Below are 12651 nucleotides of genomic sequence, written 5' to 3' on the forward strand. Positions count from 1 at the left end.
CAGCCCCGCGGGACGGCAAAGAGCCCCGTCCAGACCCTGGACGGGGCTCTCGCCGTGGCGACACCAGGACTGACCGAAATCAGTCCCTCAAGCGGGATCAGTGGTGGCCGTGGCCGCTCTGGATCTCCTTGTACTCCTCCACCGTGGGCTTCGGAATCTGGTTGTCCTCCGCGTAGAAGCCCTTGCTGAGCTTCGCGCGGAGCTTCTGCATCCGGCCGATCTTGCGCTCGACGCCGTTCTCGTCGACCGTCGGGCCGATCTCGACCGGCTTGTACTGCTCGTGCGCGGTGAGCGTGTGCAGTGCGCCCTGCGAAAGCGGCTCGTGGACCTCGATGAACTCACCGTGCGGCAGGCGCTTGATGATGCCGGTCTCGCGACCGTGCAGCACCTTGTCGCGGTCCCGGCGCTGGAGGCCGAGGCAGATCCGCTTGGTGGCGATGAAGACCAGGACCGGGACGGCGAAGAAGCCGATCCGGACGAACCAGGTGATGTTGTTGATCGAGAGGTGGAAGTACTGCGCGAACATGTCGTTTCCACCGCCGACCAGCAGCACGATGTACTCCGCGATCCAGGCGGCACCGAAGGCCGTACGGGTCGGGACGTTGCGCGGGCGGTCCAGGATGTGGTGCTCGCGCTTGTCGCCGGTGACCCAGGACTCGATGAACGGCCAGACGGCGATCGCGCCCAGCACCAGCGGGAAGAGCAGCAGCGGAACAAACACGCCCAGGACGAGCGTGTGGCCCCACAGGTTGATCTCCCAGCCGGGCATGGCACGGATCAGGCCTTCCGGCATACCCATGTACCAGTCGGGCTGCGCACCGGTGGACACGTGGTCCGGGCGGTACGGGCCGAGGGCCCAGATCGGGTTGATCGAGGCGATCGCCGCGACGGCCGCGATGACACCGAAGACCAGGAAGAAGAAGCCTCCGGCCTTGGCCATGTAGACCGGCAGCAGCGGCATGCCGACGACGTTGTTGTTCGTCTTGCCGGGACCCGCGAACTGGGTGTGCTTGTGGTAGAAGACCAGGATCAGGTGCGCCACCAGCAGGCCCAGCATGATGCCGGGCAGCAGCAGGATGTGGATCGAGTAGAACCGCGCGACGAAGTCGCCGCCGGGGAACTCGCCGCCGAAGAGGAAGAACGACAGGTACGTGCCGACGATCGGCACGGACAGGATCGCGCCCTCCATGAAGCGGACACCGGTGCCCGAGAGCAGGTCGTCCGGCAGGGAGTAACCGGTGAAACCGGTGAACATGCCGAGGACCAGCAGCAGGAAGCCGAAGATCCAGTTGACCTCGCGCGGCTTGCGGAAGGCGCCCGTGAAGAAGACGCGCATCATGTGCACGACCATGGCCGCGACGAAGACCAGCGCCGACCAGTGGTGGATCTGCCGGATGAGCAGACCACCGCGGACGTCGAAGCTGATGTCCAGCGTCGAGGAGAAGGCCTCGGACATCTGGACGCCCTGCATCGGCACGTACGAGCCGTGGTAGACGACCTCGTTCATGCTCGGGTGGAAGAACAGGGTCAGGTACACACCCGTGAGGATGATGATGATGAAGGTGTAGAGGCAGATCTCACCGAGCATGAAGGACCAGTGGTCCGGGAAGATCTTGCGCATGTTCGCCTTGGCGAGGCTGTAGATGCCCAGGCGGCCGTCCGCCCAGTCGGCTACGCGCTCGCCCTTGGAAGGCGCCGTGCGCTTCGTGTCAGTGGCAGTGCTCATCCGCGCTCCCAGAATGCAGGACCGACGGGCTCCTCGAAGTCGCCGAGCGCTTCGAGGAAGCCTTCACCGTTCACGCCGATCCGCAGCTGCGGAAGCGCGTGGCCGGCCGGGCCGAAGATGACTCGGGCGCCGTCGGAGAGGTCGAAGGTGGACTGGTGGCACGGGCAGAGCACGTGGTGCGTCTGCTGCTCGTACAGGCTGATCGGGCAGCCGACGTGGGTGCAGATCTTGGAGTAGGCCACGATGCCCTCGTGGGACCACTCCAGCTCCTGCTTGTCCTTGATGTCCTCCGGCTTGATCCGGACGATCATCAGGGCGGCCTTGGCGATCTGGTTCTGGAAGTCGTGCTGGGTCTCCTCCAGGCCCTCGGGCATGGCGAAGGTCAGCGACCCGACCTGGACGTCCTCGGGACGCAGCGGCTCGTTCGTGTTCTGGTTGATGAGCAGCTTGCCCTTGGCCCACAGGGTCTTGCGCAGCTTGTCCTCGGGCAGCGGGCCCAGGTCGCGCATGATCACCACGGCGGACAGCGGCAGCAGGGCCAGCGCGCCGAGCATGGTGTTGCGGATCAGCGGGCGGCGGCCGATGGCGGACTCGTTCGCACCGTCGGCGAAGTCCTGCATCACCTTCGCCCGGACCTCCGGCGAGGCCCCGATCGGGTGGCGCTCGTCGGCGACCTCGACGTCGGACATCAGGGTGCGGGCCCAGTGGACCGCGCCCGCGCCGATGCAGAAGAGGGCGGTGCCCAGCGTGAGGCCCAGCGCGAAGTTGAGCCCGCTGACCTTCCCGAGCGGGAAGATGTACACGATCTTCTCGATCGGGATGGCCACGTACGAGGCGATGAAGCCGATCGTCGCCAGCATCGACAGCGTGAACAGCATCGCCACGGTGCGCTCGGAGCGCTTCGCGGCCCGCTCGTCGATGTCCTGGATACGCGGCTTGTGGACCGGCAGGCCGGGGTCGGCGAACGGGTCGTCCGCGACCGCTACGGCGCCGTGGTGCGCGTCGCCCTGCTCGCTCGGCAGGTGCTTGTCTTCGGGAATGTCTTGGCTACTCATGACTTCTTGGCCTTAGCGGTGTGGGCCGCGACCCAGACGGCGACAGCGATCAGCGCACCCAGAGCGAAGATCCAGCCGAACAGACCCTCGGAGACGGGGCCGAGGCCACCGAGCTTCAGGCCGCCAGGGCTGACCGACTTCTCGCCGTTCACGTTCTGGAGGTACGCGATGATGTCCTTCTTCTGCTTCTCCGGCATCGTGCTGTCGGGGAAGGAGGGCATGTTCTGCGGGCCGGTGAGCATGGCCTCGTAGATGTGCTTGGGCGAGACGTCCTCAAGGTTGGGAGCGTACTTGCCGTTCGTCAGCGCGCCGCCCTCGCCGGTGAAGTTGTGGCACTGCGCGCAGTTGTTGCGGAACAGCTCGCCACCCTTGGCGACGTCGGCGCCCGCCGGGTCGTACTGCTTCTCGGTCGGCCTGATCGGGCCGGCGCCGAGGGAGGCGACGTACGCGGCCAGCTGGTCGATCTGAGCCTGGGAGTAGATGACCGGCTTCTTCGGCACCTGGGCGCCGGGCTGCTGGGCGGGCATGCGGCCCGTGCTCACCTGGAAGTCGACGGCCGCGGAGCCGACGCCGACCAGGCTGGGGCCGTCAGTGGAACCCTGACCGCCGGTTCCGTGGCAGCTTGCGCAGCCCACGGCGTAGAGCTTCTTGCCCTCCTCGATGGCGAGGGACTGGGCGGTTTCATCGGCCTGCGCCTTGCCCGCAGGGGCGAAGGCGGCGTACAGCCCCCCAGTGGCCGCCAGCGCGAGGAGTAGAACGACGACCGCCGCCAGCGGATGGCGTCGTCGTGCGGAGAGCTTTTTCACGGATTACCCCGGTGTCAGGATCTTCTGCGTCGGTGTTTCTGGATGAGTGCCGGGTCGGGCCCGGCGACGTGTTCGCTACTTGATCAAGTAGATCGTCGCGAAGAGGCCGATCCAGACGACATCGACGAAGTGCCAGTAGTAGGACACGACGATGGCCGACGTGGCCTGTTCGTGGGTGAACCTCTTGGCCGCGTACGTCCGGCCGAGGACCAGCAGGAAGGCGATGAGACCGCCTGTCACGTGCAGGCCGTGGAAGCCGGTGGTCAGGTAGAACACCGTGCCGTACGGACCTGACTTGAGAGACATGCCCTCGTGCTTGACCAGCTCGGTGTACTCGAACACCTGGCCGCCAATGAAGATCGCACCCATCACGAATGTGATCACGAACCACGACCGGAGCTTCTTCACGTCACCGCGCTCTGCGGCGAAGACGCCGAGCTGGCAGGTGAGGGAGGAGAGCACCAGGATCGTCGTGTTCGTTGCCGAGAAGGGCAGGTTGAGGGCCGAAGCCTGCTCTGCCCAGTACTCGGGACCCGTCACGGATCGCAGGGTGAAGTACATCGCGAAGAGGGCCGCGAAGAACATCAGCTCGGAACTCAACCAGATGATGGTTCCGACGCTGACGAGGTTCGGCCGGTTGACCGTCGGGTGCGCGTGCCCGGTATCTACTGTCGTTGCTGTCGCCACGACCGACATTATGTCGGTCGCTTATCCCGCCCTCACCCCGGGGGGTGCCGTTCGGAGTGTCAGGGGCGTGTGCAAGGCCCGAACGGCCCATCAGAGCGGCCCTCCACGTGGCACGGGCGAGGGTGCCCGAACCGATGTTGACACCGGGTCCGACGGAGTAGCATCCCGCGCATCATCAACGTGTTTCACGGCACCGTGGAGGAACGAAATGCAGTCGACTGCACGGGTTCTGGTCTACAGCGACGACGCGGGCACGCGGGAGCAGGTGCGGCTGGCGACCGGTCGCAGGCCCGCTGCGGACCTGCCGCCGGTCGAGTTCGTGGAGTGCGCCACGCTGCCGGCCGTTCTGAGCGAGCTGGACGCGGGCGGGATCGACGCGTGCGTGCTGGACGGTGAGGCGGTTCCGGCCGGGGGCATGGGGGTGTGCCGGCAGATCAAGGACGAGATCTTCCGCTGCCCGCCCGTCCTGTTGCTCATGGGGCGCCCGCAGGACGCCTGGCTGGCCACCTGGAGCCGCGCGGATGCGGCGGTGACCCTTCCGGTCGACCCGGTGGAGTTCGCGGACGCCCTGGCCCGCCTGCTGCGCTGCCGGCTCTCACTGGACGCGTAGCCCGTACGAGTGGCCCGTGGGGGTCCCCGTACGGGGCATTGCGCGGCGGGGCCCGCCCGAGTCGGGCAGGCCCCGCCGGGGCCGCTCAGACCTGGGGGCGCAGACGGGCCTGGTCGACGGGGTTGTGGTTCACGTGGGTGCCCTTGAGCAGGGCGCTGCCCTGGCGCCAGTCCTTCCAGTCCACGTTCCAGTCGCCGAAGCCGTTCCCGAACGGGGCCATGTCCTCGCCGATGCTGTTGATCACCTTGACGACGTCGCCCTCGGTGATGTTCTCGAAGAACCAGGCGGCGTTGCCCGTGCTCATGCCGGTGCAGCCGTGGCTGACGTTCTCGTATCCCTGGGAGCCCACGGACCACGGGGCGGCGTGGACGTATTCACCACTCCAGGTGACGCGCGTGGCGTAGTAGACGGGCAAGTCGTAGTTCTCATCGCCGCCGATGCCGACGGTGTCGCCGCGCATCCGGACGAAGTACTGCTTGCCGAGCACCACCTTGACTCCGTTGCGGGTGGAGAAGCCGGGCTTTCCGGTGGTCACCGGAATGGTGTTGATCACTTCTCCGTTGCGCTTGAAGGTGAGGGAGTGGGCCGCGGCGTCGGTGATGGCCTCGACCCGGTCGCCGATCTCCAGCTTCAACGGCTTGCTCGCGGCCCCGTTGAGGTCGTCGGTGATCCTGACCCCCTCCAGGTTGCTCCGCAGCGAGACGGTGGAGTGGGCCGGCCAGTAGTCCTTCGGCCGGTAGTGGAGGGTCTTGTCGTCCACCCAGTACCAGGCACCCTCGACTCCGGGCGAGGACTCGACGACCAGGCCGCGCTCCACGACGGCGCGGGCGGCCTTGTCCTTGACGGCCTCGCTCAGTTCGGCCGTGAGGGGCTGCCCGACGCCGTACCTGCCGGCCTGGGGGCCGAGCTTCACCTGGAGCAGCGCCTTGGACGGGGTGGTGTCGAAGGTCATGGTGCGCTGACCGGGGGCGCCGCGCTGGTTCTCGGTGCTCACCGTGACCGTGTAGCGGGTACCTGCGGCCATGGAGGCAGTGCTGTGCCAGCGGTCGCCCTTGGCGGACAGTTCGCCCGCGAGACGGCGGCCGTGGGTGTCCACGGCGGTCACGTCGGTGATACGGGTGCCGTGCCCCTTGGCGGTGACCTCCAGGGGCCGCTTGGGGTCGACGGGGCGGCCGCCCGAAGGCTGGTTGATGGCGACCTGGTCGCCCGCGTCGTAGGGGCGGGCGGACAGCGGGTTGTCGCCGGACCCGCATGCGGTGGCGCCGGCACCGAGGGAGGCGACCAGCACGGAGCTGCTGATGACCGTCCAAAGACGCGGTGAGTGCTTCATGGAGCCAACGCTATGAAGGTATGACCGTTACGGCGCGCGGGATGACTGCAAACGAGGGGCCCGGACTCCTCTGTTCGAGGTGTCCGGGCCCCAGGTGTCATGCACGGGTACCGCTACTGGTTGGCGTTCTCACCGCGGTAGTACTCGTACACCCAGCCCCACAGGCCGATCAGGATGATCGGGGCCGAGAAGTACATGAGCCACCAGCCGAAGATGACGGCCATGAAGGCGAGCGCACCTCCGATGCCCAGCGAGAGCGGCTGCCAGCTGTGCGGGGAGAAGAACCCCAGCTCGCCCGCCTCGTCGGCGACGTCGGCCTCCAGGTTGTCCTGGGCCATCTCGTCGACGCGCCTGGCGGTGAAGGCCAGGTAGTAGCCGATCATGACGCTCAGGCCGAAGGCCAGGAAGAGCGCGGTGGTTCCGACGGGCTCCTTCGACCACACGCCGTACACGACGGCCATGATCAGGATGAAGAAGGAGAGCCAGAGGAACATCTTGCCCTGGATCTTCACTTGCCGGCCTCCTTGCCACCGGTGACGGCCTTGGTGCCGGCGTGGTCCTCAAGGTGGTCGAGGGCCGCGATCTCCGGGTGGTGCAGGTCGAACGCCGGGGATTCGGAACGGATCCGCGGCAGGGTGAGGAAGTTGTGCCGCGGCGGCGGGCAGGACGTCGCCCACTCCAGCGAGCGGCCGTAGCCCCACGGGTCGTCGACCTCGATCTTCTTGCCGTACTTCGCCGTCTTCCAGACGTTGTACAGGAAGGGCAGGATCGACAGGCCCAGCAGGAACGAGCTGATGGTCGAGACCGTGTTCAGCGCGGTGAAGCCGTCGGCCGCGAGGTAGTCCGCGTAACGGCGCGGCATGCCCTCGGCACCCAGCCAGTGCTGCACCAGGAACGTGCCGTGGAAGCCGATGAACAGCGTCCAGAAGGTGATCTTGCCCAGGCGCTCGTCCAGCATCTTGCCCGTGAACTTCGGCCACCAGAAGTGGAAGCCGGCGAACATCGCGAACACCACGGTGCCGAAGACGACGTAGTGGAAGTGCGCGACGACGAAGTACGAGTCGGAGACGTGGAAGTCCATCGGGGGCGAGGCCAGGATGACGCCGGTCAGACCACCGAAGGTGAAGGTGACCAGGAAGCCGATCGTCCAGAGCATCGGGGTCTCGAAGGACAGCGAGCCCTTCCACATGGTGCCGATCCAGTTGAAGAACTTCACACCGGTCGGGACCGCGATCAGGAAGGTCATGAAGGAGAAGAACGGCAGCAGCACACCGCCGGTGACGTACATGTGGTGGGCCCACACGGTCACCGAGAGGCCGGCGATCGCGATCGTCGCACCGATCAGACCGATGTAACCGAACATCGGCTTGCGGGAGAAGACCGGGATGATCTCGGAGACGATGCCGAAGAACGGCAGGGCGATGATGTACACCTCTGGGTGTCCGAAGAACCAGAAGAGGTGCTGCCACAGCAGGGCGCCACCGTTGGCCGGGTCGAACACGTGCGCACCGAACTTGCGGTCGGCCTCCAGCGCGAAGAGCGCGGCGGCCAGCACCGGGAAGGCGAGCAGGACCAGGACACCGGTCAGCAGCACGTTCCAGGTGAAGATCGGCATGCGGAACATCGTCATGCCCGGAGCGCGCATGCAGATGATCGTGGTGATGAAGTTGACCGAGCCGAGGATCGTGCCGAAGCCGGAGAAGGCCAGACCCATGATCCACATGTCGCCGCCGATACCCGGCGAGTGCACCGCGTCGGTCAGCGGGGTGTAGGCGAACCAGCCGAAGTCGGCGGCGCCGTTCGGCGTGAGGAAGCCGCCCACCGCGATGGTCGAGCCGAAGAGGTACAGCCAGTACGCGAACATGTTCAGCCGCGGGAACGCCACGTCGGGCGCGCCGATCTGCAGCGGCATGATCCAGTTCGCGAACCCGGCGAACAGCGGGGTGGCGAACATCAGCAGCATGATCGTGCCATGCATGGTGAACGCCTGGTTGAACTGCTCGTTCGACATGATCTGCGTACCCGGACGGGCCAGCTCGGCGCGCATGAAGAGCGCCATGATCCCGCCGATGAGGAAGAACACGAACGAGGTGACCAGGTACATCGTGCCGATGGTCTTGTGGTCGGTAGTGGTCATCCACTTCACGACGACATTGCCCGGCTGCTTGCGCCGCACCGGCAGCTCGTTCTCATACGAGTCGGCGGCGGCACCCTGAGATTCGTTGAGGATGCTCACAGTTTGTTCGTCTCCGCATTCCGGGCCGGGTCAGTCTGCTTGATGCCGGCCGGGAGGAAGCCGGTCTGCCCCTTCTCGGCCAGTTCCTTCAGGTGTGCCCTGTAACGCTCGGGCGAGACGACCTTGACGTTGAAGAGCATCCGGGAGTGGTCGACGCCGCAGAGCTCGGCGCACTTGCCCACGAAGGTGCCCTCCTGCGAGGGCGTCACCTCGAAGACGTTGGTGTGACCGGGGATGACGTCCTGCTTCATGAGGAACGGAACCACCCAGAACGAGTGGATGACGTCGTTCGACGACAGGATGAAGCGGACCTTCTCGCCCTTGGGCAGCCAGAGGGTCGGCCCCGGGTTGCCGGTCTGGAAGTTGCGGTCGCCGGGAACGCCCTTCTCGTAGACGCCTTCGGCGCCCGCGGGGAATTCCTTGGTGAAGCGGTCCGGGATGGCGGCGAGCTCCTTGGGAACCTCACCGGCCTTCGGGGTCCCACCGTCACCGTCGACGTCCTCGACGTAGTTGAAGCCCCAGCTCCACTGGAAGCCGATCACGTTGATGGTGTGCGCCGGCTTGGCGGAGAGGGAAAGGAGCTTCGACTCGTCACGCGCGGTGAAGTAGAACAGCACCGAGACGATGATGAGCGGGACCACGGTGTACAGCGCCTCGATGGGCATGTTGTACCGGGTCTGCGGAGGGACCTCCACCTTCGTCCGGCTGCGCCGGTGGAAGATGACGCTCCACAGGATCAGGCCCCAGACCAGGATGCCCGTGATGAGAGCGGCCGCCCACGACCCCTGCCACAGGGAGAGGATGCGAGGCGCCTCCTCCGTGACCGGGGTGGGCATTCCGAGGCGGGGGAAGCTTTTCCAGTTGTACGAGCAACCAGTGGCGGTCGCCAGGACCACGCCCGCAGTCAGCGCCTGCAGCAGCTTCCGCCGCATCGGGCGCCGCGGCGAGCGGTCGGAGCCGTAGGGACTCACGTAGCGCCTTCCCGAGAGTCTCGGCCCGCGCGGCCGGCCGCGGCCGTATTCGGGTCGGTCGCCGGCCCTGACGCAGGCAGGGGTTTGGATGTTTATGCGGACCAAACCCTACTGGACGCTATTTGGGGTCGCGCGGGGAGGGTGCCCAACGCGCCGCTACTGCCCCCGAAGGGATGGATCCGCCGTACGGGGGACGGCCCAACACCCTCTGGACGGCCGCCTGCGGACCCCATCTGACGGCCCCTGACCTCGAACGGCGCACCCCGCCGTGCCGCCCGTCGCCCGACCACCACCCGGCAAGGGCGTGCTGCGCGCGACTCCTCCTTTACGGTGACCGGATGCCGTACTTCGACACCGCGTCCGCCGCCCCCCTGCACCCCGTGGCCCGCCAGGCGCTGCAGGCAGCCCTGGACGAGGGCTGGGCGGACCCCGCCCGGCTGTACCGGGAGGGCCGGCGCGCCAGACTGCTGCTGGACGCGGCCCGGGAAGCGGCCGCGGAGGCGGTGGGCTGTCGCCCCGACGAGCTCGTGTTCACCCCTTCGGGGACGCACGCGGTTCACACGGGCCTTGCGGGAGCCCTCGCCGGGCGCCGACGCGTCGGCGGTCATCTGGTCGTATCGGCGGTCGAACACAGTTCTGTCCTGCACGCGGCGGCGGCGCACGAGGCGGCCGGGGGGACGGTGACGGAGGTACCGGTGGACCGCACGGGCGCGGTCTCCGCGGCCGACTACGCCTCCGCCCTCGGACCGGCCACCGCCCTGGCCTGCCTGCAGTCGGCCAACCACGAGGTGGGCACGGTGCAGCCGGTGGCGGAGGTCGCCGAGGTCTGCGCGGCGGCGGGGGTGCCGCTGCTGGTGGACGCGGCGCAGTCGCTGGGCTGGGGGCCGGTGGAGGGCGGCTGGTCGGTGCTGACGGCGAGCGCGCACAAATGGGGCGGCCCGGCGGGGGTCGGCCTGCTGGCCGTCCGCAAGGGCGCCCGCTTCTCACCGCAAGGCCCGGTGGACGAGCGGGAGTTCGGCCGCTCCCCCGGCTTCACCAATCTCCCGGCCATCGTGGCGGCGGCGGCCTCGCTGCGGGCCGTCCGGGCCGAGGCCGACGCGGAGGCGGAGCGGCTGCGGGTCCTGGTGGACCGGATCCGGCGGCGGGTGGTCCGGCTGGTGCCGGACGTGGAGGTGGTCGGCCACCCCGGGCGGCGGCTGCCGCACCTGGTCACCTTCTCGTGCCTCTACGTCGACGGGGAGAGCCTGCTGCACGAGTTGGACCGGGCGGGGTACTCCGTCTCGTCCGGCTCCTCCTGCACCAGCTCGACCCTGACCCCGAGTCACGTGCTGCGGGCGATGGGGGTGCTGTCGGAGGGCAACGTACGGGTCTCCCTGCCGGCGGGCACGACCGCGGAGGAGGTCAACGGCTTCCTGGAGGTCCTGCCGGGGGTGGTCGCCGGGGTGCGCGGCACGCTCGGCGTGACGGAGCCGGTGGAGGGCGGGCCGGTGGCCGACTCCCTGGAGATCGACGCGCTGGGCCTGCGCTGTCCGCAGCCGGTGATCGAGCTGGCGCGCATGATCGGCTCGGTGCCGGTGGGGGGCACCGTCACCGTCGTCTCGGACGACGAGGTCGCCCGCCTGGACATCCCGGCGTGGTGCACGCTGCGCGGCCACACCTACCTGGGCGAGGTCCCCCGCCCTCCGGGCACGGCCTACACGGTCCGCCGCCGGTCCTGAGCCCGGCCGGCGTCCGCCGTGCCGCCCCGGCCGGGGGCCGGGGCGGGGCGCCGGGGAGCCGGGCGCGGCCGGGGGGTCAGGGGGCCGGTGTCCAGGTGGGTCAGGCGGCCAGGTGGGACTGGACTTCCGCCGCCGCCGTCTCGCCGTACGCCTTCGTGAAGCGCTCCATGAAGTGGGCCCGCGCCAGCGTGTACTCCTGCGTGCCCAGGGTCTCGATCACCAGGGTGGCGAGCATGCAGCCGACCTGCGCCGCCCGCTCCAGTCCGACGCCCCAGCCCAGCCCCGTCAGGAACCCGGCCCGGAAGGCGTCGCCGACACCCGTCGGGTCCACCTTCGCGGTCTCCTCCGGGCATCCGACGACGATCGGCTCCTGGCCGGTCCGCTCGATGCGCACGCCCCGCGAGCCCAGCGTGGTCACGCGCGTGCCGACCTTGCCGAGGATCTCCTCGTCGGTCCAGCCGGACTTCGACTCGATGAGGCCCTTCTCGTACTCGTTCGAGAAGAGGTACGTCGCGCCCTCCATCAGCGTCCGGATGTTCTCGCCGTCCATCCGGGCGATCTGCTGCGAGAAGTCGGCCGCGAACGGGATCCCCCGCGTCCGGCACTCCTCCGTGTGGCGCAGCATCGCCTCGGGGTCGTCGGCGCCGATGAGGACCAGGTCCAGGCCGCCCACCCGGTCCGCGACCGCCTTCAGCTCGATCAGGCGGGCCTCGCTCATCGCGCCCGTGTAGAAGGAGCCGATCTGGTTGTGGTCGGCGTCCGTGGTGCACACGAAGCGGGCGGTGTGCAGCACCTCGGAGATCCGTACGGACGCGGTGTCGACGCCGTGCCGGTCCAGCCAGGCGCGGTACTCGTCGAAGTCGTAGCCCGCGGCGCCGACCAGGATCGGGCGGATGCCGAGCTGGCCCATGCCGAAGCAGATGTTCGGGCCGACACCGCCCCGCCGTACGTCGAGGTTGTCCACGAGGAAGGACAGGGAGACCGTGTGCAGCTGGTCCGCGACCAGCTGGTCGGCGAAACGGCCGGGGAAGGTCATGAGGTGGTCGGTGGCGATGGAGCCGGTGACTGCGATACGCACGGCGTGGATGCTCCTGCGAAGGACGGCGAGGGGACATTCAAAACTACCCGCTCGCGGCCGTGTGGCCGACCGCCCGAAACTACCCCGTAGTAGCTCTTTTTTCGCTCGCCGCGCCGTGCCTACCGTGCCCCATGACCTACACCGATGCCTTCGGGTACGCCGACTCGCCGGCCGACACGCGGCCCGCCTTCGCACGCCTGCTGGGCGACTGCGCCAGGATGGCTCCGCACTGGGCGGTCCCGGCGGACCCCCGGCCGGCCCGGGTGGCTCCCTCGCAGATCCACGGCATCAGCGTCCCGCCGGCCTCGGCGCGGCTGATCGCCTCCACCGCCCAGTACGGCGACTAGGGAACCCCCTGGCCGTAGGGCGGAACCGGTTGGGCCGCTGTTCCGTCACACCCGCATCAGCCACTGCGGTACGGGCGAAGGAGCAAT

At 68.3% G+C, this 12651-nt stretch carries 12 protein-coding genes; 3 read left to right on the forward strand and 9 right to left on the reverse strand.

What is annotated here, in order from left to right; translation table 11 throughout:
- Positions 1-97 precede the first annotated feature (97 nt).
- The 4 genes from qcrB to ctaE form a co-directional block, all read right to left on the reverse strand.
- On the reverse strand, positions 98-1726 hold the full coding sequence (gene qcrB / locus AC0666_RS14025; protein WP_468582083.1) for a cytochrome bc1 complex cytochrome b subunit: 1629 nt from the start codon (positions 1724-1726) through the stop codon (positions 98-100).
- Entirely contained in the window at positions 1723-2781 is a 1059-nt protein-coding gene (qcrA, locus tag AC0666_RS14030) for a cytochrome bc1 complex Rieske iron-sulfur subunit (protein ID WP_468967205.1), read from the reverse strand. The genes qcrB and qcrA overlap by 4 nt, the downstream gene beginning before the upstream one ends.
- Positions 2778-3587 carry a cytochrome bc1 complex diheme cytochrome c subunit gene (gene qcrC / locus AC0666_RS14035; protein WP_356853364.1) on the reverse strand — a complete coding sequence of 270 codons (810 nt, stop codon included), beginning with the start codon at positions 3585-3587 and terminating at the stop codon, positions 2778-2780. Before qcrC ends, qcrA begins: the two co-directional genes overlap by 4 nt.
- 75 nt (positions 3588-3662) lie before the next feature.
- Positions 3663-4283, reverse strand: a complete 621-nt coding sequence (gene ctaE / locus AC0666_RS14040; RefSeq protein WP_356853362.1) for an aa3-type cytochrome oxidase subunit III — start codon at positions 4281-4283, stop codon at positions 3663-3665.
- Between the two features lie 199 nt (positions 4284-4482).
- On the opposite strand from ctaE, the gene AC0666_RS14045 reads away from it, so the two are divergent.
- The gene (locus tag AC0666_RS14045; protein ID WP_361721769.1) at positions 4483-4884 is read left to right on the forward strand and encodes a DNA-binding transcriptional response regulator; all 402 of its coding nucleotides are present in this window, start codon (positions 4483-4485) and stop codon (positions 4882-4884) included.
- Between the two features lie 85 nt (positions 4885-4969).
- On the opposite strand, the gene AC0666_RS14050 is transcribed toward AC0666_RS14045, so the two are convergent.
- The 4 genes from AC0666_RS14050 to ctaC form a co-directional block, all read right to left on the reverse strand.
- On the reverse strand, positions 4970-6214 hold the full coding sequence (locus AC0666_RS14050; protein ID WP_468967209.1) for a L,D-transpeptidase: 1245 nt from the start codon (positions 6212-6214) through the stop codon (positions 4970-4972).
- Positions 6215-6327: 113 nt separating this feature from the next.
- Positions 6328-6726, reverse strand: coding sequence for a cytochrome c oxidase subunit 4 (locus tag AC0666_RS14055; RefSeq protein WP_361721775.1), 399 nt, complete (start codon positions 6724-6726; stop codon positions 6328-6330).
- Entirely contained in the window at positions 6723-8450 is a 1728-nt protein-coding gene (gene ctaD, locus AC0666_RS14060) for an aa3-type cytochrome oxidase subunit I (RefSeq protein WP_361721778.1), read from the reverse strand. The genes AC0666_RS14055 and ctaD overlap by 4 nt, the downstream gene beginning before the upstream one ends.
- On the reverse strand, positions 8447-9421 hold the full coding sequence (gene ctaC, locus AC0666_RS14065) for an aa3-type cytochrome oxidase subunit II (protein WP_468582079.1): 975 nt from the start codon (positions 9419-9421) through the stop codon (positions 8447-8449). Before ctaC ends, ctaD begins: the two co-directional genes overlap by 4 nt.
- Positions 9422-9759: 338 nt before the next feature.
- Between ctaC and AC0666_RS14070 the strand changes: the two genes are divergently transcribed.
- The gene (locus AC0666_RS14070) at positions 9760-11139 is read left to right on the forward strand and encodes an aminotransferase class V-fold PLP-dependent enzyme (protein WP_468967213.1); all 1380 of its coding nucleotides are present in this window, start codon (positions 9760-9762) and stop codon (positions 11137-11139) included.
- Between the two features lie 100 nt (positions 11140-11239).
- On the opposite strand, the gene AC0666_RS14075 is transcribed toward AC0666_RS14070, so the two are convergent.
- Complete coding sequence (locus AC0666_RS14075; protein ID WP_361723158.1) at positions 11240-12217, reverse strand: carbohydrate kinase family protein; 978 nt, start codon at positions 12215-12217, stop codon at positions 11240-11242.
- Between the two features lie 131 nt (positions 12218-12348).
- Here AC0666_RS14075 and AC0666_RS14080 point away from each other — a divergent pair, with 131 nt between their 5' ends.
- The gene (locus tag AC0666_RS14080; RefSeq protein WP_361723156.1) at positions 12349-12564 is read left to right on the forward strand and encodes a hypothetical protein; all 216 of its coding nucleotides are present in this window, start codon (positions 12349-12351) and stop codon (positions 12562-12564) included.
- Positions 12565-12651 lie beyond the last annotated feature (87 nt).

It is taken from the genome of Streptomyces sp. NPDC043680 (genome assembly GCF_056436685.1).

Coding starts and splice junctions, on each gene's coding strand:
- qcrB (WP_468582083.1), bottom strand. CDS start 1,726: ATGAGCACTGCCACTGACACGAAGCGCACGGCGCCTTCCAAGGGCGAG.
- qcrA (WP_468967205.1), bottom strand. CDS start 2,781: ATGAGTAGCCAAGACATTCCCGAAGACAAGCACCTGCCGAGCGAGCAG.
- ctaE (WP_356853362.1), bottom strand. CDS start 4,283: ATGTCGGTCGTGGCGACAGCAACGACAGTAGATACCGGGCACGCGCAC.
- AC0666_RS14045 (WP_361721769.1), top strand. CDS start 4,483: ATGCAGTCGACTGCACGGGTTCTGGTCTACAGCGACGACGCGGGCACG.
- AC0666_RS14050 (WP_468967209.1), bottom strand. CDS start 6,214: ATGAAGCACTCACCGCGTCTTTGGACGGTCATCAGCAGCTCCGTGCTG.
- AC0666_RS14070 (WP_468967213.1), top strand. CDS start 9,760: ATGCCGTACTTCGACACCGCGTCCGCCGCCCCCCTGCACCCCGTGGCC.
- AC0666_RS14080 (WP_361723156.1), top strand. CDS start 12,349: ATGACCTACACCGATGCCTTCGGGTACGCCGACTCGCCGGCCGACACG.